Origin of the sequence: Burkholderia sp. SRS-W-2-2016 (assembly GCF_001931485.1) — a bacterium.
In the GTDB taxonomy this organism is placed as follows: domain Bacteria; phylum Pseudomonadota; class Gammaproteobacteria; order Burkholderiales; family Burkholderiaceae; genus Paraburkholderia.
On sequence record NZ_MSDV01000026.1, the window covers coordinates 85,614 to 104,906 of the forward strand.

18 protein-coding genes are annotated in these 19,293 nt (G+C 64.2%); 7 read left to right on the forward strand and 11 right to left on the reverse strand.

Features of this window, described 5'->3' with window-relative positions:
• Nucleotides 1–3 precede the first annotated feature (3 nt).
• Complete coding sequence (locus BTH42_RS13080; protein WP_075299880.1) at nt 4–396, forward strand: VOC family protein; 393 nt, start codon at nt 4–6, stop codon at nt 394–396.
• Between the two features lie 106 nt (nt 397–502).
• Nucleotides 503–1,741: a citrate synthase gene (locus tag BTH42_RS13085; protein WP_075299882.1), complete on the forward strand. Its 1,239-nt coding sequence runs from the start codon at nt 503–505 to the stop codon at nt 1,739–1,741.
• Between the two features lie 31 nt (nt 1,742–1,772).
• Here BTH42_RS13085 and BTH42_RS13090 read toward each other — a convergent pair whose 3' ends face one another.
• From BTH42_RS13090 to BTH42_RS13105, 4 genes are all read right to left on the reverse strand, one after another.
• Complete coding sequence (locus BTH42_RS13090; RefSeq protein WP_372237263.1) at nt 1,773–2,576, reverse strand: hypothetical protein; 804 nt, start codon at nt 2,574–2,576, stop codon at nt 1,773–1,775.
• A complete protein-coding gene (locus BTH42_RS35805; protein WP_218642010.1) occupies nt 2,476–4,197 on the reverse strand; it encodes a DarT ssDNA thymidine ADP-ribosyltransferase family protein in 1,722 nt (573 codons plus the stop codon). The genes BTH42_RS13090 and BTH42_RS35805 overlap by 101 nt, the downstream gene beginning before the upstream one ends.
• A 207-nt stretch (nt 4,198–4,404) precedes the next feature.
• Nucleotides 4,405–5,127: a hypothetical protein gene (locus BTH42_RS13100; RefSeq protein WP_075299884.1), complete on the reverse strand. Its 723-nt coding sequence runs from the start codon at nt 5,125–5,127 to the stop codon at nt 4,405–4,407.
• 187 nt (nt 5,128–5,314) lie between these two features.
• Nucleotides 5,315–7,126, reverse strand: coding sequence for an ABC transporter transmembrane domain-containing protein (locus BTH42_RS13105; RefSeq protein WP_075299886.1), 1,812 nt, complete (start codon nt 7,124–7,126; stop codon nt 5,315–5,317).
• Between the two features lie 145 nt (nt 7,127–7,271).
• Between BTH42_RS13105 and BTH42_RS13110 the strand changes: the two genes are divergently transcribed.
• On the forward strand, nt 7,272–7,481 hold the full coding sequence (locus BTH42_RS13110) for a hypothetical protein (RefSeq protein WP_075299888.1): 210 nt from the start codon (nt 7,272–7,274) through the stop codon (nt 7,479–7,481).
• Nucleotides 7,482–7,672: 191 nt separating this feature from the next.
• Here BTH42_RS13110 and BTH42_RS13115 read toward each other — a convergent pair whose 3' ends face one another.
• The gene (locus BTH42_RS13115; protein ID WP_075299890.1) at nt 7,673–8,497 is read right to left on the reverse strand and encodes an H-NS family nucleoid-associated regulatory protein; all 825 of its coding nucleotides are present in this window, start codon (nt 8,495–8,497) and stop codon (nt 7,673–7,675) included.
• Between the two features lie 137 nt (nt 8,498–8,634).
• Nucleotides 8,635–9,066 carry an HU family DNA-binding protein gene (locus BTH42_RS13120; protein ID WP_075299892.1) on the reverse strand — a complete coding sequence of 144 codons (432 nt, stop codon included), beginning with the start codon at nt 9,064–9,066 and terminating at the stop codon, nt 8,635–8,637.
• Nucleotides 9,067–9,329: 263 nt separating this feature from the next.
• Here BTH42_RS13120 and BTH42_RS13125 point away from each other — a divergent pair, with 263 nt between their 5' ends.
• Nucleotides 9,330–9,602, forward strand: a complete 273-nt coding sequence (locus BTH42_RS13125) for a hypothetical protein (protein ID WP_075299894.1) — start codon at nt 9,330–9,332, stop codon at nt 9,600–9,602.
• Nucleotides 9,603–9,611: 9 nt separating this feature from the next.
• Here the strand turns inward: BTH42_RS13125 and BTH42_RS13130 are convergent, their stop codons facing one another.
• From BTH42_RS13130 to BTH42_RS13145, 4 genes are all read right to left on the reverse strand, one after another.
• Nucleotides 9,612–10,736 carry a hypothetical protein gene (locus BTH42_RS13130; protein ID WP_075299896.1) on the reverse strand — a complete coding sequence of 375 codons (1,125 nt, stop codon included), beginning with the start codon at nt 10,734–10,736 and terminating at the stop codon, nt 9,612–9,614.
• A gap of 69 nt (nt 10,737–10,805) precedes the next feature.
• Nucleotides 10,806–13,082: a TonB-dependent siderophore receptor gene (locus tag BTH42_RS13135; protein ID WP_075299898.1), complete on the reverse strand. Its 2,277-nt coding sequence runs from the start codon at nt 13,080–13,082 to the stop codon at nt 10,806–10,808.
• A 227-nt stretch (nt 13,083–13,309) separates the two neighbouring features.
• Complete coding sequence (locus BTH42_RS13140; RefSeq protein ID WP_075299900.1) at nt 13,310–14,692, reverse strand: MFS transporter; 1,383 nt, start codon at nt 14,690–14,692, stop codon at nt 13,310–13,312.
• Nucleotides 14,693–14,783: 91 nt separating this feature from the next.
• Complete coding sequence (locus tag BTH42_RS13145) at nt 14,784–15,629, reverse strand: shikimate dehydrogenase (RefSeq protein WP_305954790.1); 846 nt, start codon at nt 15,627–15,629, stop codon at nt 14,784–14,786.
• 107 nt (nt 15,630–15,736) lie between these two features.
• On the opposite strand from BTH42_RS13145, the gene BTH42_RS13150 reads away from it, so the two are divergent.
• On the forward strand, nt 15,737–16,510 hold the full coding sequence (locus BTH42_RS13150) for an IclR family transcriptional regulator C-terminal domain-containing protein (protein ID WP_075299902.1): 774 nt from the start codon (nt 15,737–15,739) through the stop codon (nt 16,508–16,510).
• A 242-nt stretch (nt 16,511–16,752) separates the two neighbouring features.
• Nucleotides 16,753–17,307 carry a hypothetical protein gene (locus BTH42_RS13155; RefSeq protein ID WP_143752035.1) on the forward strand — a complete coding sequence of 185 codons (555 nt, stop codon included), beginning with the start codon at nt 16,753–16,755 and terminating at the stop codon, nt 17,305–17,307.
• On the opposite strand, the gene BTH42_RS13160 is transcribed toward BTH42_RS13155, so the two are convergent.
• Nucleotides 17,293–18,204, reverse strand: coding sequence for a LysR family transcriptional regulator (locus tag BTH42_RS13160; RefSeq protein WP_075299906.1), 912 nt, complete (start codon nt 18,202–18,204; stop codon nt 17,293–17,295). The two genes, BTH42_RS13155 and BTH42_RS13160, sit on opposite strands and share 15 nt — an antisense overlap.
• A gap of 132 nt (nt 18,205–18,336) precedes the next feature.
• Here BTH42_RS13160 and BTH42_RS13165 point away from each other — a divergent pair, with 132 nt between their 5' ends.
• Complete coding sequence (locus BTH42_RS13165; RefSeq protein WP_075299908.1) at nt 18,337–19,284, forward strand: hydroxymethylglutaryl-CoA lyase; 948 nt, start codon at nt 18,337–18,339, stop codon at nt 19,282–19,284.
• Nucleotides 19,285–19,293: the final 9 nt, after the last annotated feature.

Sequence of the window (19,293 nt, forward strand, 5' to 3'; positions counted from 1 at the left end):
CGCATGCTTGAATTCAAGTGGGATCATCTGCAACTGTGCTCGGCGGATGCCGAAGCGACCGCCGCATGGTTTGCGCGCTGCCTGAATGCCGAAATCGTCCGGCGCCCGGGGCGCGTCGATCTGCGCATCGGCGGCATCAATCTTTTCATCACCGACCGGGCGAACGCGCCGGCAGGCCGGCTTCCGGCCGGCGAGCAAAGACAGGGTATCGATCATTTCGGCGTGACCGTCGACGATCTCGACGCGGCGTTCGAACATCTGCTGCGCTGTGACGCGGAAATCGTCGAGCCGATCAAGCAGGTTCGCGCCGGTGTCGGAGCCTGCTTCGTGCGCTCGCCGGGCGATGTCCTCGTCGAGATTCTGGAGCGGCGGCCGGCCGAGATGACTTTTACCTGAAAAAACGCCACTATTGACGCTGAACCGGTCGCGCTTGCTCTCGCGCGCGACCCGCACTACAACTTCTCTGCTGCTTCAGGCAGCAGCCTTATCTGTCTGTCATCCCATGCGAAACTGGATCACCCTGACCGAAGCGGCCCGACAACTCGGCGTGCAAGCGCAGACTGTCTATGCGTACGTGAGTCGAGGCGCGATCGCGGTGATGCCGGACCCGCAGGACCCGCGTAAAAGTCTTTATCGCGCGGAAGACGTCGCCGGCCTGTACCGCAAAAAACAGGTTGGCCGCAAACGCGAAGCACTCGCCGCCGGGATGATCTTCGGCACCGAGCCGTGCATTTATAGCGGCATCACCACGTTCTCGAAAGGCAGGCCGTATTACCGTGGACGCGACGGTATCCGGCTCGCCGACACCGCGACGCTCGAAGAAGTCGCGACCCTGCTGTGGAATGCGCGCGCGCCGATTTCATTCGACGCCGGCGATCTGCCGCTGCACGGCGACGAACGCGGCAGACAATGCGCGTTCACGTCGCTGGCCGCGCTCGCGGCCAGCGGGCACTCGACGCTCGGACGCACGGACAGCGCGCTGCATGTCGAAGCCGGCCGGCTCGTTGCGCTGATCGCGCAGGCATTCGGCGCGCGTCGCGACGCGACTGCGTCGACCACTCATGAACGTCTCGCGCTCGGTTGGCGCCAGGACCGCGCCGGCGCCGAACTGATCCGCCGGGCGATGGTGCTGGTCGCCGACCACGAGATCACGAGTTCGGCGTTCGCCGCGCGAATTACCGCGTCCACCGGCGCATCGCTGCCGGGCTGTCTGCTCACCGGGCTCGCGACTCTATCGGGCCCGCTGCATGGCGATGCGTCGGGCCGCGTGCGGGCCGTGTTCGACGATGTGGGCCGACTCGGCGTCGAACAGGTCGTCGCTCATCATTTGCAGTCGGCGATTCCAATTCCGGGGTTCGGACATCATCTGTATCCGGACGGCGATCCGCGCGCGGCCGCGTTGCTCGAAGTACTCGATCCCCCTGCGGAACTCGTCGCGTTTATCGACAAGGTCGTGGAGCTGACCGGATTGCAGCCGAATATCGACGTTGCGCTAGCGGCGTTGTCCGCGCAATTGGCACTGCCGCGCGAAGCGTCGTTCGCGTTGTTCGCGACCGCGCGCAGCGTCGGCCTGCTCGCGCATTGCATCGAGCAGTTGCGCGTCGGCAAGGTGATCCGGCCGCGCAGCCGCTATACCGGGCGCGCGCTGGAAGACGCCGCGCCGCCTGCCGACGATGCCGAAAAGACCCTCGACGCGGCGACGCTCGAAAAAAACCGGCTATTCAAAGCGGTGGATTCGTGACAGCGGCTTGCCACCCGCTGAAGACCTCTGATCAGAACAGCGACGCCTGCCCCGCATCGGCGTCACGGTCGACCTGCGAGTAATCCGCGAGCAGAGCGAGAAACGTCGCCTGGTCCAGCGCGGACGAAGCGAGTTTTCCGCGCGCGCTGAGCGCGACGAATAGCGCGGCCGAATAAGCCTGGCAATTGATCGAACGAGCGGGATTGAATTCGATGTCGGTGAACGCGCAATAGCCGCGTAACTGGTGGGCCAAGGCCGGGTTCTGCAACAACGCGCTGATGAACAGCCAGTCGTAGAAGGCCGTGCGCGGTTCCAGCGGCCAGTCTTCGTTCATGAAGCGGAAGCCGGTGAGCCGCCCGGAATTCTTGATTCGCTGATCCCGTTTCGCGTCGACCGACGACATCGCGAGAATATCCGAATACGGGCCGCCATTCTCGAACACCTTGCTGCCTTGAAAAGCACTCTCGACGCTGGTCGCGCGCCCGGATACCGGCATTCGCAGCATCAGGTTGAACGCGCTCGACGCGATACCCGCCGCCTGCCGGGATTTAGTCGAGATTTCGAGTATTTGCCCGCTCCCCACGCGCGGCTGCGCAGCGGCATGCAGCGCGTCGATGGAACGCTGCTTTTGCGAAACGGCGAGTCCCGCAAACCATTCGAACTGGATTTCTACCGTGCGAACCAGTAGCGGTCCTTCGCTAATCGGTATGTAAACGGGTCGCTGCGCGATCAAATCAGTTTCGTCCTTTACGGTAGTAGCCGCGCGACGCGAACGGTCCGGTCTCGGCGCCGAACACTTCGGCATAACGGCCGCCGAGAGACGCGGAAAATGCATTCTTCAATTCATCGCTGTCGAATGCGATCGCCTCAATGTATTGCGGCTCGATCACGTCGAACACCAGTACTTCCGCTTGCGGATCGGTCGGATCGAAAGCTTGCAGGTTTTGCTCGGCGCGGCTCGGCAGATCGTCGAGCTGATCGAACATCCGGCGAAATGCAGCGACGCCCGTCAGGCTCGCTAGCGGAAGCGCCCTGATTCGATGGTCCGCCGCATTGCGTTGACAGAACCCGCAGTTCTTCTTCCACAGCACGGCGGAATTAATACCGAGCACGACCCAGCGTTCTTCAGGGTTCATTTGCCGGTACTTGAAGAACATTCTGTGGTTCGGAAACCCGATCGAAAGCGACACGCCGGCTCGCCGGCCGTCCAGGCGCTGTTCATCGTTGATATTCGGCGTAATGCCGATTTCGGCGGCTTTGGCGACCGAACACAAACCGTGCGTCAGGATCGACTCCAAATTAGAAGCACGCGTGAAATGCGCGAGCATCGGGATGTTCAGCACGCCGGCCAGTTCTTCGATTGTGTGAGGCGAAGTACTGTCGGCCACGGCGCCTGCGGGCGGCGGCTCGCTTTCCACCAGCGCGACCGGATCGCCGGCATCGGCAACAGCATTGGCAGCACGCGCGACCGACGCGGCGTCCATCTGCCTGGCCCAGAAGCTACTGGACGGCACCGGCGGCACGGTGAGCGGCGCAGAAGCGTCGCCCTCGTCGGGGGTCCCAAGGCCGAGCCAATCAACTCCGGCCTCGAAGCGTTGAACGCGCTTCAGGATCTCGCGATACCCGCCGTCGATCATTTCCTTTTCGAAGATCGCCTTCAGGCCGGGCTGTTTCAGCGTGAGTACAAGTTCCGCGAGAAACTGCGCATATTGATCGATAGCCGAATTCACTTTGCGCTGAATGACGGCATCGATCGATGGCTTCGGATCGGTCGGGCGTTGAGCGAGACTGATGCAAACAAACGGCGATGCCGGCTCCTCTACCTCGCGCTCACCGTTGTGCTCTTTCAGTACACCGAGAACCCGGTCGTAGTTTTGCCGATACTGCTGCCTGAATTCCTCGCCGCGCGACGCTAATTCGCGCTCCAGCTGCAGATGCCGTGAAGCACATTGCAACGAGTACTTGATATACAGCTGCTCGATGCCGCACGCCTGAGTCAGCGGCGATGCTGCCCGCTGTGCCGCCTCCTCGGTTTCGATGAACTCGGCGAACTGGTCGACCAGCCCGGCAGTCGGCTGCGGCGGTGCGGGCCGAACCGACACCGCCGGATCGATTGTCTCCGGCGTGAAGATGGACTTGCCCGGCATGGCGGCCGGGGCAGACGCAGATCTGGCTTGCTTATCCGGTTGCGCGGCGGCGGACTTTACCGGCGCGGCAGGAGTGGTAGGACCGGTAGGTGTCGACGACGGCTGTACCTTCTGTTTCGACGCGGACTCGCCCGGTTTGAAAATCGCATAGGCGGTCCAGATCACAATCAGTTGCAGCGCGATCAGCGGAGGCCAGAACAGATTGAAAATCGTCAGTGCGGTCCAGATCAGGCTGGCTGTCGTGAGTTGCTTTGGCGCGATGAGTCGTACGCCACCCAACGTTGCAACGATCAACAGCTGATACAGCAATATCAACACTTCTTGCCCCGGGAGAGAATGGTCGGTAAAGGAAGCAATACTTACCGGCTCGAGGTTGTCGATCGCTGGCCGGATGCGCTGGCGGTGACCGGTAATGCACGAAGCGCGGAGGCGGCGTATCCCGGGTTCTTTTCGCCGCAGAAGTATAGAGGAATACGGAACGAGTTAATGCATGCGAATGGCGCGCTATATGACGGTTTAAGCGAAAACCTGACCACTGTCCGGACTCGATGCACGAGCCCTGTCGCCCAGCAAGATCTGGTGCACGTTTTCCGGGTAGACCCACTCTATCGCGCGTCGACGGATAAGGTCCATGAACGCGGGCGGACCGCTGCAGTAAACCTGCGAGTTTGCGTGCGTCGGGGCGAGCGCGTGCGCAACCGTTTGCGCGATCTCTTCGGCCGACAATCCAACATGGTGATAGACCCGCCCATGTTCTCGCACGCCGTCCAGCTCGGCGCGAAATACCGCTCGTTCCGGCGTGCGGGCGAAGTTGTGCAACTCGAAGGCGATGCCGCTCGCAGCGAGCTTGCGCGCTACGCCTGCGATAGCCGCGATCCCTATTCCGCCGCCGAGCAGAATATAGCGGGCGCCGGCGTCGAGCGTCACCGGCGTGATGCGGGGCTTTCCGACCAGAATCTCGTCGCCGTCCTTCAGCGTGAATTCAATGGAGTGCCGCTCGCCGCCCCGCCCGCCGCCGGTCCTCATACCTATTACGTAGACATCGCTCCGCGTCGATGAGCGGCACAGCGGATAGGTCCTGACCACGCCGTTGGAGCCCGTTCGCATCGTATCCACCAACGCACCGTCGCCGAATGCCGGCAACGCCGAGCGTGCGGATGTCCGCACTTCCACAGCGGAATAACCCTGGGCAATTTCTCTCGTTCCAACGACGAAAGTAGCGGTCATGTGCTCGTGCATGTGATCTCCGATAAGTACACCGATGCGCGCCAGCGGCAACGGATTGTCGACGGAAGGAGCGGACAGCCCGGGCGTCGAACGGCCCGGCTATCCTTCGAGCTCAGAGTAGGACGAGCCCGTCACGAGAACAAGATGGGCGAGCCGAATGCCTTCTATACGACTGCGGCCATATTGAACGGGCGTGCGCTCACGCCGGGTTGACCTGATCGCGCACCGCATCGCGCGGCGTCGCGGGCCCCTGCATTTCTCCGAACTGCAGCGCGGCAAGCTGCGCATACAGCGGCGAGCTGTGCAGCAATTCCGAATGACGGCCCTGCGCGACGATGCGGCCGTGGTCCAGCACGACGATACGATCGGCTTGTTGCACAGTGGCGAGCCGGTGCGCGATGACCAGCGTGGTGCGATTTTGCGCGGCGTTATCGAGCGCCAGTTGCACCAGTCGTTCGCTGGCGGCATCGAGCGCACTGGTGGCCTCGTCGAGCAGCAGGATCGGCGGATTCTTCAGGATCGCGCGGGCAATCGCGATGCGCTGACGCTGTCCACCGGAAAGCCGCACGCCGCGCTCGCCGAGAAACGTGTCGTAGCGCTCCGGCAATTCATCGATAAAGCCCGCGGCGGCGGCCATTTCCGCGGCCCGCTGCACTTCGGCGAGCGTCGCATCGGGCACGCCGTAGCGGATATTGTCGAGCACGCTGCCGGAAAAAATCACCGACTCCTGCAACACCACGCCGATATCGCGGCGCAATTGCGCGAGCGGCACCTGCCGGGTCGGCACGCCGTTGATCAGGATGTTGCCGCCCTGCGGATCGTAAAAGCGCAGCAGCAGCTGGAACAGCGTGGTCTTGCCGGCGCCTGAAGGTCCGACCAGCGCGACGTGCTCGCCCGGACGGACATCGAGCGAAAAGCCGGCGAGCGCGGCGCTGCCCGGGCGCGACGGATACGCAAAGCTGACGTTCTCGAAGCGGATCCCGTCACCGCGCGCCGGCAACTGCACGGCGGCGTCTTCCTGCTCGACCGGCGAACGCGCGGCCAGTAGTTGCAGCAGTCGTTCGGTGGCGCCGGCCGCGCGCTGCAGATCGCCCCACACTTCCGCGACCGCACCCACCGCGCCCGCGGTGACCACCGCATACAGAATGAACTGCGACAGCTGGCCAGCGGTCATGCGCCCGGCCAGTACCGCCTGCGCGCCTAGCCACAGCACGAAAACGATCGCCGCGAACACCAGCACGATGACCGCCGCGGTCAGGTACGCGCGTGCCCGGATGCGGGTGAGCGCCGTGTCGAACGCCGCTTCGACCATGCCGGCGAAGCGCCGCGCCTCGCGCGGCTCCTGTGTATACGATTGCACGGTCGGCATCGCATTGAGCACTTCGCCCGCCAGTGCGCTCGCGCTCGCCACCTTGTCCTGACTCGCGCGCGAAAGGCGCCGCACGCGCCGCCCGAATACGACGATCGGCACGACCACCACGACGAGCGTGGCCATGATGTAGCCGCACAACACGGGGCTCGTGATCGCCAGCATCGCGAGGCCGCCGGTCAGCAGAAAGAAGTTGCGCAAGCCCAACGACAGGCTGGTGCCCACCACGGTCTGGATCAACGTGGTGTCCGTGGTGAGTCGCGACAGTACCTCGCCGCTTTGCGTGGTCTCGAAGAATTGCGGACTCATCCGCAGTACATGGTCGTAGACCGCCTTGCGCAAATCGGCGGTGACCCGCTCGCCGAGCCACGACACCAGATAGAAACGCAGCGCGGTGGCCCCGGCCAGTATCAGAGAAACGGCCAGCAGCGCGAGGAAATAGCGGTCGATGTGTTCGCGGTTAGCGCCGGCAAAACCCCGGTCGATCAGATAGCGGAACGTGACCGGCAACGCGAGAGTCGCGCCCGCCGACGTCACCAGCGCGAGGAACGCGAGCGCCCAGCGTCCGGCGTAAGGGCGCAGAAACGGCGACAGCGCGAACAGCGGACTGATTCGGCGGGTGGACTGAGCGGCATCTGACATGAGGATTCCTGAGCGGCAAGAAGATCGCCTCGATTGTGCCAGTCCCGCGGATTCGAAGTCAGCGTGCCAGCGGTTTTCCGCATGCTTGCCGCGACCGCCTATCCGTATCAAGATCGAGCCGTCTCACCCGCAATGAGCGACTTTCATGACAGACCATCCCGACTCCAATGACGATGACGATGCCGACAAACTGAAAGGTCCCGGCGGCATGACGTTGCGGCAGATTCACGAGCAGGTGCAAAAGAGCGTCGAGCGCGATCGCGCGACGCAAGCCGACCACCATTCGCGCGCGGTGCCACAAAGCAGGTGGCAGCGGTGGGTCCGCTATGTATGGGGCCGCAGCGGACGTCGCTAGTCAGCCGGTGCGTTCGTCCGCTTGCGCGGCTGCTGTCACGTGTTGCAGGCTTCTTCGGGACGCTCGGAGAAATGGCCTGAGACATCGGGCCTGAAACATCGAGCCTGAAACATCGGGCCGCGACAGCACCAAACAGAAACGGGCTGCGAAAAACTCTCGCAGCCCGTTGCTCGTTGCTCGTTACTCGATGCTTATGCGTCGACAGCCGTAGTCACGACCTCGGGCGCCGCTTGCGCCGCCACCGCTTCGACCGGAGCCGTCGACTTCACTGCGGCCTTCGCCGCGCGCGGCTTGCGGGCCACCGGCGATTTGGCGGCGTCGACCGTCTTCGGCGTGCTGTTTCGCACCGGTGCGGCAGCCTTTTTCGCGGACACTTTCTTAGCCGCCGGCTTGTTCGCCGTAGCGTTCTTCTCCGCGACTTTCTTCGCGGCTGCCGGGCTCGCCACGGCCGCTTTAGCGCCGCTCGCCTTTCGAATACTTACCGGCTTCGTCGCCGCGCCGATCAGAAACTTCGTGCGATCCTTCGCGCCGGCGATCCACGCCGGTGCGCGGCCACGACCGCTCCACGTCGCGCCCGTTTTGGGATCCTGATACATCGCAGGCTGCGGCGCGCGCACGGCCTTTGCCGTCTTCGCCGCTTTCGGTGCTGCCTTTGCGGCCTTCGGCGCTTTCGGCGCAACCGCTGCCGGCTTCTCCGTCGCGCCCGCTACCAGGAACTTGCTGCGATCCTTCGCGGCGGCAATCCATGCCGGCGCGCGGCCGCGGCCCGACCACGTCGCGCCCGTCTTCGGGTCGACGTACTTCGCCGCCGCGACCTCTTGCACCGGCGCACTCGCAGCCGGTTTGCGGCCACGACGCTTGCCCACCGATGCTTCGATATCGGCAATGGTCAGCGCATGCTGCTCCATCAGACTACGTATTTTCCCGATCACCTGCGCGGAATCTTTCGCCGCCAATGCTGCTTTCTGGGCCTGGAGTTTTGCGATCTTCGCCTGAATGGAGGCCAGCGTTGCCATATGTTTCCTTTGCATAAAATGGTGGGCCGCACTATGCCACATTGCACGGCGAATACAACACCCCGAATTGCATTAGTCGCGGACAAATACACAAAAGCCCGCCGGAAGGCGGGCTTTTATCGAACGCAGTACTTTTATCAGGCTGCCGCGTCTTTCAGTTTCTTTAGCGGACGAACCTTCAGACGGACCGTTGCGGGCTTCGCATCGAACCAGCGTTCTTCGCCGGTGAACGGATCCTTGCCGAAACGCTTCTTCTTCGCCGGCACCTGCTGAACGCCGATCTTCAGCAGACCCGACAGCGTGAACTCGCCCGCCCCTTTCTTATGGACGGCACCGAGGATCGTGCTTTCGAGAGCGGCCAGCACGGCCTTGGCCTGCTTCGGTTCGACGCCGGCTTGCGTGGCGACATGAGTCGCCAGCGACGCCTTCGTGAACTGTTCTTTCAAAGGCTTCAGCGTCGCGCTGGCGGCGGCACTTTTCGCCGGCGCAGCCTTCTTCGCTGCGGGTTTCTTCTCTGCGGTCTTCGTCGCAGCCTTTTTGGCTGCAGCGGTTGCGGTCTTCGTTGCCATCGAAATCCTCTTTGCGGTTGAGAGATCCGCTTAAGACGGCACACGACGCCGCGCGTTACTGCGCCGTCTTAAGCTGACCGGTAGCGTAGCAACGGTTGTTTAGCTATGCAAGAAGATAAGCCCTTAAAACAGGCGGTTTTCTGATTTTTGCTGAAAACCCTTATTCCGGATGGTCCCAATACCAGCCCGGAACGCGCCCGCAAGCCGGTTTGCGCACCCCCTCGTTGCGTTAGACTGCGTCGATCAAATGGAAGGAGGCCCGCATGATCCGCAAAACGCTCAATGCGTCGCAACTGCAACAGGAAGTCAATCGGCGGATCCATCGCTTGCAGGAAATCGTCGAGGATGGCGTGAAAATCCGGGTGCCGCGGCCGCAATTGCAGGAGCCGGACAAGACCGGATGCAACTGGAATATGACGAACTTCGGCAATGCGATCGGCTTCGACCGCGCCATCGCGGACGTGATGAAAGCCGTACGCGCCGAATACAACCTGAGTACCGAAGTGAAAAGCAGCGGCAACCCGTTCGAGGATTGACGCGTCCGGCTAAGACGTTTCCTTGCGGCGCCGCACCCATTCCGCGAACGCCTCGTCTTCGATCCGGTAATCGCCCATGCCGAGACGCGTGACGAAGTTCTGCGCTTGCAGTCGCCGCAGCGCGTGGGCGGCGGTGTTTTTGGTCGCGGACTTACCGGTTGCCGCGGCCAGCTTGCCGAGGCTCGCGGTGCCGTGCAGATCCGTTTCGCCACGCGCGAGCATCGTGATCACCGCCTGGTCCGCGCGGTTCAGCTCACTCCATTGCCGCAGAAAATGGTCGTCGGAGAATACCGACGCTTTGGTATGAGCCAGTGCGGCGGCGTCGCCCTGCGGCTGGTAGAGCATGTAACGCTCGACAAAACGCTTGAAAAATTCCGGCGTGCGATGCAGTTCGTCGAACGCGAGCCGGCCCTGCGCGAGCGTCAGCCGCTGACGCGCCATGCTGTTCATCAGCTTGATCGTGAACGCGACGAACTCGTCGCCGAGCAGCGGGAACGGTTCCAGTGCGGCCCAGTTGTAGAACGGTTCGGACGCCCGCGCGAACATCTCGCGCAGCGTCGTCTCCGAACTGCCCGCGAAAATCACCTTGATGCGCTCCTTGCGGATGTCGAGCGCGGCCCGCAGCGCATGCGCGAAATCGCCGTGCTCCGCGCGCGCCAGCACCTGCGCCTCGTCGATCACCAGCAGCAGCGGCTTTTTCTGCCGGTCGAGCTGGCGCAGCACTTCTCGCAGCGCGCCCGCGCGGTCCGCGTCGGCCGCGCCGAGTTCCGCCTCCAGCGAACCCTCCGCGCCCGCCACCTTGGCGCTCGCCTTGATCTTGCGCACCGGCTTGCCGAGTTTCGTCAGCACCGCCTTCACGCCTTGCGGCGCGAGCGCGTCGGTCAGTGCGGCGATCAACGCGACGTCCGGCGACGAGCGGTTGTCCCACAGGTTCGTGTAGGCGACGAGGTAGCCGTGCTCGAGCGCCGCCGGCAACAGGTCGCGGCGCAGAAACTCGGTCTTGCCCATGCGCCGCCGCGCGAACAGCCCGCGCGCCGACGACAGCTTCAGGCTGAAAGCCTGCAGATAGGCTTCGGCAAGCTCCGGTCGAGCGAAATGCCACGGGTCGGGCGCCGGGGTATCAAGGAGTTTCATCACAAATAAGAAGTATCAAAACTGATGATACCTGATGATACCGGCAGCGCCCGCCCGCGTAAATGACGCTTAAAAATCGAATTGCGCGGACAGCAATACGGTGCGCGGCGCGGCGGTCGTCAGATAGGTTTCCTGCTGGAGCCAGTACCGGCTGCCGAACAGATTCTCGACGTTCGCGCGCAACACCACGTCCTTGCCGAGGACCTTCGTGCCGTAGCGCACGCCGACGTCATAGCGCGTCCACGCGGGCAGCCGCAGCGTGTTGGTCGTGTTGTAGTACTGCGCGCCGGTGTGAATGATCCGGCCGTTTACCGCGAGGCCCTGGACCCACGGCAGGTCGTAGTCCGCGCCGAGATTGAACGCGTAGTGCGGGATACCCACCGGCTCGTTGCCGTCGGTCGCGCCGCCAGCGGTGCCTTCGAGCTTCGCATCGTAGAAGGTCGCGCTCGCCATCAGCCGCAGATGCCGGATCGGTTCACCGTACGCGGCCAGTTCGAGGCCGCGCACTTTCGAGCTGCCGTCGAGGCTGTAGATGTTCGTCGCCGTGTTCGTCACGCCGTTCGGCCGCGAGATCTGGAACACCGACACCGTCGTCATCACCCGGCCCCAGTCCGCCTTTACGCCGGCTTCATACTGGTTCGACTTGTACGGCGCGAACGCCTGACCCGCGTTGGCGGTGCCCTCCGGCGCGGTCCCGCCGTCCGACAGGCCGGAGGTGAAATTGCCGTACACCGACACGTTCGACAGCGGCTTGACCACGATACCGGCGACCGGCGTGATCGCCTGCTTCGAGTACGAGCTCATCTGCGCGCCGGAGGCCGGATCGTAGTTGTCTACGCCGATGGTCTGGCGGCGAAAACCGCCGGTCAGCAGCAGGCGGTCGTTCAGCAGCGACATCGTATCGATCAGCTGCTGGCTGTTCAGGCGCGTATGGTTGGAGCGCTGCGGGTCGTCGCGGCTCACCGTCATCACCGGCAGCGGCGACGGATTGTAGAGATTGGACGCCGCGTAGCTGTCCGACAGCGCGTAGAAATAACCCTGCTCCTCGTTCAACGTGGTCAGGCCCGCGACCAGCGTGTGACGGATCCCGAACGTTTCGAAGTGCGAACGTATGCCGGCGTCGATCGTTTTGGTGCGGTTATACGCGTCGTAGTAGCCGTTGTAGACCGAGAAGTCGCCCGCCGGGGTCATCCCGAACGCGTACGGGAAGTTCTGCTCGGAGGTGCCGTAGTGCTGGCCCGCCGCCGCGTACACGGTGAAATGCCGGTCGATGTCGTATTCGAGCCGCGTCGTGACCGCCGAGTCGCGCAGCCTCAGCTTCGTGCCCGGATAGAAGTTGGTGTAGCCGGACGGCGGGGCCGGCACCGACGTCGATTCGCCCAGACCGATCTGCGGGCGGAACTCGTCGGTGTTCTCCGAGATGTTGTACGCGTCGAACGACCAGCGCAGCTTCGTGCCGCGGTAATCCAGCGCGACCGCGCCGTTGCCCTGGCTCTGGTTGCCGTGCGTGATGCCCGTCTGGCCGTCCATGTACTGACCGTTGACACGGATGCCCCACTGCCCGTCCGCGCCGAAACGCCGGCCCACGTCGGCCTGCGCGCCGAATTGCGCCTTCGACTGATACAGCGCGGTGATGCGGGTCAGCGGCTCGTCATCGGCGCGTTTCGTGACGATGTTGATCGCCCCGCCGATGCTGCCCGACGGCCCCATCCCGTACATTAGCGAGCCGGGACCTTGCAGCACTTCGACCCGCTCCAGCAGATTGACCGGCATCCGGCTCGCCGACACCATCCCGTACAGACCGTTGAGCGCGACGTCGGTCGCCTGCACCGCGAAGCCGCGAATCTGGAACACGTCGCCGAAGCTGCCGCCGCTCTGCTCGGTCCGCACCGACGCGTTGTTGACGACGATATCGGCGAGTGTGCGCGCCTGCACGTCGCGGATCGCCTGCTCGGTGTAGTTCGTCGTGCTGAACGGTTGGTCCATCACCTTGCCGGTGCCGAGCACGCCGAGGCCGCCGCCGGTCGCGATCTGGCCGCCCGCGTACGGTGCGGGCAATTCGCCGGGCAGGCTGGTCGCCTTGACCGAGACGGTGGGCAGAACGGACGGTTGGGCCGATTGGGCCGATTGCACCGATTCAGCGCCGGTTTCGCCGGTGGTCGCGGGCGCGGCGGCTGCGGCGGGCGCGGCGGCCGAAGCCGCAGCCGGGCTGGCCTGCGATGCAGTTTGCGCGTACGCGAACGTCTGCGTGATGGCGCTCGCGACGAGAATCATCAGCAGGCGATGGACGGCGGAGGAAACGGCGGTGGGTTGGCAGGAAGCCGGCAGCGGGTCGCGGACAGACATGAACGTGTGGTCTTCTTGTTGGTTGATGTGATGGATTTATTGAGAATGCATATGAGAATCGTTCTCATTGTAATTAAATATTGAGATAACGAACAACTATTTGAACCGTGTGGTGAAAAGTGCAACAAACGACGACGGGCGCACCGCGAAGTCACGGGTTGTCCGTGATCCTCCGCCGTGCGCCCGCCTACGCGAATCAGGCCACCGTGACTCGCAGCGTCTCTTCGTCAGCGCGCCTCGACAGCATCGGCACGCGCAATACCGGCGCTCGCGCGGCGCCCCGCCCCACGCTCACCCAGTTCGTGCAACGGCGTCCGGTAGGTCTCCCGCGCGGTCCACGCGGCGAGCGCCGCGACCGCGGTGATCACCAGCGTGACGGTGCCGATCAACAGCGGAATGTTCTGCGTACCCGGCGGCGCGATCGCGGCAAACAGCGACGGCAGCAACGCGGTCAACGCCATCCCGACGTTCTGCCCGATCGACATCGCCGACACGCGGGTACGGGTCGGAAACAGCTCAGGCATAAAGCTCGGAAACACCGCGTTGAAGCCCTGATAGACGATGCCCCACATCAGCACCGACGTGACGATCGCGAGCGGGGCGTTGCCCGCGCTGATCGCATACAGATAGACATACGACAGCAAGCCCGCGCCCAGCGACCCAACGACCACCGGAATCCGCCGTCCAATCCGGTCGGACAGGCGGCCAACGAACGGAATCACGATCACCGCGACGATGTTGCCGACCAGCGGGATCACCAGATACGTGTTCGGGTGAAAGCCGATCCCGTAAGCCGGCTGCACCGCGTACGCCGCGCCGAAAATCGTCGCGACCATCGCGATCACCGCGGCCGACGCCATCACCGCGATACGCACGATGTCACGCCAGCTTTCGCGAAACGCGACCCGGATCGGCGACTCGGGAACCGCATGCTGCGCGCCTACGTCGATAAAAGCTCGCGACTCCTGAACATTGCGGCGGATCACATAGCCGGCCACCAGCACGAACGCGCTGAGCAGGAACGGAATGCGCCAGCCCCACGCGGCGAACGCATCGGCCGGCAGCCAGTACGCGAGCGGCATGAAGATCGCCGCCGCGAAAATCTGGCCCGCCTGGGTGCCTTGCAACGCGAAGCTCGCGTAATAGCCGCGTCTCCCGAACGGCGCCTGTTCGAGAATCATCGAACTGGCGCCGGAGATTTCCCCGGCCACCGCGAAGCCCTGGATCAGACGCAGCACGACCAGCGCGATCGGCGCGGCGATGCCGATCTGCTGATAGGTCGGCAGCAGGCCGACCGCGAACGTCGACACGCCCATCAGGAACATGCACAGCAACAGCAGATGCTTGCGTCCGTGCGTGTCGCCGCGGCGCCCGAGCACGAAGCCGCCGATCGGCCGCGCGACGTAGCCCACGCCGTAGGTCGCGAGCGACGCGACGATCGCGAGTTTCGGGTTGCCATGCGGGAAGAACAGTTGCGGGAACACCATCGACGCGGCCTGCGCGTAGATGAAGAAGTCGTAGTATTCGAGCACCGATCCGATCCAGCCGCTCGCGGTCGCGCGCCTCGTTTGCTGGCTGGATGGCGCCGGGATTTTTCCATCGATGTCCATCTGGGGTCTCCTGTTTGATGTTTGATGTTCGAGTGAATGCAGCGGCCACGCGCCGCCCAACGCATAGGTGAGCGCGGGCGGCCGCGGTCGATTACGCGGCAAGCGGCGTGATATTCATGAATGCGCCGAGGTAGCCGAACTGGCCCATCGCCATCTCGGCGCCGGTCTGAATCCGGCAGCCGGCGCGATGAGCGAGCGCCAGAAAGCGCGTGATTTCAGGGGTCGTCACGACATCCGCGACCAGCGTGCCGGCGCGCAGCGTCGCGAATTTTTCTTCCGCGACCGGCAGCGCGTCGTTGCCGGTCATTCCGGCCGGCGACGCGTTGACGACCAGATCGAACGCTTCGAGCGAATCGAACTGCAAGCGCGTCGTCACCGCCGGGAAGCGCGCGGCGAGCAGCGCGGCCAGTCGTTGCGCGCGCGCGGCGTCGAGATCGGCGAGCGTCAGGCTGGCGACGCCCTGCTCGCACAGCGACCACGCAATCGCGCTACCGGCGCCGCCCGCGCCGACGATCAGCACACGCTTGCCGCCCGCTTCGAAGCCGTTGCGCCGTGCCGCGTTGATAAAGCCGTCGCCGTCGACCATGTCGCCAACCAGCGTGCCGTCGGCTTCGCGGCGGATCACGTTCACGCAGGCAAGCGAGCGCGCCCGTTCGCTGAGCGCGTCGAGGTGCTTCGCAATCTCGTGTTTGTACGGCACGGTGACCACGCAGCCGCGCAGATTGCGCCATGCGCGCAGCGTGTCGACGAAGTCGTCGAGCGAATCGCGGTCGAGATCGATCGGAATCATCGACGCGTTTTTGTTATGGCGAGCGAACCACGCATTGAAGTTCTCCGGGGATTTCACCTGCGCAATCGGAGAACCAACGATGGCCAACAGCTCGGTCGTACCGCTAATCATGAATGGCACCGGACGGTTGTTGCGAACGGCACTCATGTTGCGACCCGGCCCGCTCGCGGGCAACGCCGCGATCGGGACAATCGACCAATTAGCGCAATTGCAGTGCGATAATCGCACTCCTTTTACGCTTTGCAGGCTAAATCATGGCTTCACCGGTCATTCACGAGCGCGATCTGATCGTCGGTTTGCAGAAGGGTCTGGCGATCATCCAGCTCTTTACCGAGGACATGCCGCGCCTGAGCGTCGCCGATGTCGCGCGCCTGGCCGGTCTCACGCACAGCGCCGCGCGGCGCTTTCTGCTCACGCTCGTGCATGACGGCTACGCGCAGACCGACAGCCGCAAGTACTGGCTCACCGCGCGGACGCTGCGCCTCGGTCAGGCTTACGTGGACTCCGCGCGGCTGCCGCGGATGCTGCGGCCGATCGTCGAAAAGGTCGCGGCCGAAACGCGCGAGCATGTGTCGGTGGCGGTGCACGACGGCGACGAAGTCGTGCATATCGTGCGCAGCCGGATCGCGAACGTGTCGTCGTTGTCGATCCGCCAGGGCTACCGGCTGCCGATGTACTGCACCGGCAGCGGCCGCCTGTGGCTCGCGTCGCTGCCCGACGCGCAGGTGGACGCGTATCTGGCGCGGGTCGAGCGCAAGGCGCTGACGCCGTTCACGCGCACTTCCGTCGATGAAATCAAGGCGGTCGTCGAACAGATCCGCCTCCAGGGGTATGCGGAGCTCGATCAGGAATACGAAGTGGGGATGCGCATTCTCGGCGTGCCGCTGACCAACCGCGCCGGCGAGATGCGCGCGAGTCTGACCATTACCACGCAGGTGTCGTCGCTGTCGCTCGCCGATATCCGCGACCGGCATTTGCGCTACCTGTACGAAGGACAGGCGTTGCTGCGGCCGATCATCGATATCTGACGGTCGCGACAGGCGCCGGGCGACGGGGATTGCGTTCCACCGACACGTCGCAATCTTTCTAGCGCCGCAACCGCGCGTGTAATCAAATAACGAGGCGATTCCGTGCTGCGCTGCGTGCGTCCGGAAGCGCAATCGCAACTGAATGGACCACGCCCGACACGCGCGACATCGTGCCGGGCGCCCTCGCCGACCGCCAACGACCCGCAGGCGATTCGAATCGTTATCCGCAGACCGGGATTACCGTGCAAACCTACATTGGACCTTCTGATTCGGCCCTCGCCGGCACCGTGGCGTTGTTCAAGGTGGCGACCGATCGCGGCGATGTGTTGCTGAGCGTGGATTCCACCAAACGCGGGCACGAGGAACGCGCGATCGTCGAGGTCCGGCGCGATGCGGTACTCGGACTATGGCGCAACTGGACCGCCGCCGAAGACACAGGCGACGTCACGCTGCATGCAATGCCGGCACGGATCGCAAACAGGCCGGCGTTGAGCGGCGGCGATTTGCTTAGTGATCAAACCGCCCCTCTTCCGCTGGCCGAAGTTCGCTGCCGGGTTCGTCCGCGCTCGATTGCGCGCTCGATCAACGCGTCTTCGTTCGTCGGCACGACGACCGAACCGTATGTGTCCGTCGCCGATGGAATCGACCGCATGCTGTGGCTCACATCGCACGGCGCGCGCTGCTTTCCGGTCGAGTGTCTGGTCGCCGAGGCGCCGTTGCTGCTGCGGCTGGCCGGCACGCCGCGCAGCCGCTGGTGGCGCGTGTCGGAACTGATGCCGCGCTCAGTCAGCGTCTAACGACGCCCGGCTGGCCAGGTGATCGACCATCCGCCGCGCGGCCGGCTGCAACGCTTCCAGCTCCCTGAAACACACGACGAAGCGCCGCCGCGCCCACGGGTCCGTCAGCGGAATCGTCACGATGTCGAAGATCCGTTTGTAGGTTTCGCCGACCTCCAGCGGCACGACGCTGATCCCAAGCTTCGCGGCGACGACCCGAAACGCGGCGTCGAAGTTCGACACGATCACCCGATAGGAAACCGTGCGCCCCGCTTTGGCGGCCGCCCGCTGCAGCATCGCGTGTACCGCGGTCGACGGCGGCATACCGACGTGATCGTGAGCAAGCGTCTGCTCGAAGCGCAGCGATTTCATCTTCGCGAGCGGATGGCCGGGATAAACCGCGAGCGCGAGCCGGTCCTGCCGATACGGCACATGCTGCAGACCTTCCAGATCCGCGCCGTCCCAGCAGACCCCGACCGACGCCGCCCCTTCGCGCAGTTGTCGAACCAGATCGATCGACAGCCGCTCTTCGACATCGACGCGAATGTTCTGGTTATCCGGCTCGCGCATGAACGCGGCGATATCGTCCAGCAGCACTTCGGCAATCGCGGAGGCCGTCGCGCAAATGCTGACGCGGCCCTTCACGCCGCTGCCGAATGCGGCGACATCGCTCGCGATCCGGTCCATCGTAAATAGCACGTTGCGCGCGTGTTCCAGCAGCGACAGACCCGCGGCGGTCGGCTGCACGCCGCGGCGCGAGCGCGTGAGCAACGGCACGCCGAGGTCGGTTTCCAGCTGACCGATCCGCTTGCTGATCGCCGACGGCTCGATATGTTCTTCGTCGGCCGCGCGGCCCATGTTGCGGAACTCGCAGACGGCGACGAACAGCCTCAGCGTTTTCAGATCAATGTCTCTCATCGGTGCCTCTGGGCGCTCTGACTTTCCATTTCGGAATCTTAACGGTTCCAAAATACCTCTTTATGTCTTTTGCGGAAAGCCTAGAGTGGCCCTATCGCCGGCGCACACGACCGGCAGTATTCAGGAGACTCCATGCCCTCTTTCCCGACCAGCGTCGTCATTCGCGAAGTGGGTTTGCGCGACGGCCTGCAAAGCATTCAGAGCATCCTCGCGACCGAACGCAAAATCGAATGGATCGCCGATGCGTATGCGGCCGGCCAACGCGAGATCGAAGTCGGCTCGTATGTTCCCGCCAGACTTCTGCCGCAACTCGCGGACACCGCCGAGGTGGTCGCCTACGCAAAGACACTGCCCGGACTGCGCGTGTCGGTACTCGTGCCCAATCTGAAAGGCGCCGAACGCGCAATCGAATCGCAAGCCGATCTGATGCTGGTGCCGCTTTCCGCGAGCCACGCGCATAGCGTCGCGAATCTGCGCAAAACGCCCGATGAAGTCATCGCCGAAGTCGCCCGCATCCGCGCGGCACGCGATGCCGCCGGCTCGACGACGCTGATCGAAGGCGGGATCGGCACCGCGTTCGGCTGCACGCTCCAGGGCGCGGTCGAGCAAACCGAAGTACTGCGCTGTATGCAGGGGCTGCTCGACGCGGGCGCCGATTACGTGAGCATCGCCGATACGGTCGGCTACGCCGGACCCGCGGCCGTGCGCGAGCTGTTCGGCAAGGCCCGCGCGCTTGCCGGCGAGCGCTTCTGGTGCGGCCACTTCCACGACACGCGCGGTCTCGCGCTCGCCAATGTCTATGCGGCGCTCGAAACCGGCGTGACGCGCTTCGACGCGACGCTCGCCGGCATCGGCGGCTGCCCGCATGCGCCGGGCGCGAGCGGCAATGCCGCGAGCGAAGACCTCGCGTTCATGCTCGCCGATATGGGCATTGCGACCGGCATCGATATTGCGCGCCTGCTGCGCCTGCGCGCGAAAGTCGCCGGCTGGCTGTCCAACGAAACACTGCACGGCGCGTTGTGGCGTGCGGGTTTGCCGAAGACCTTCACGCCCTTCCCGAGCGCAACACAGAACGCCTGACCGAGACCA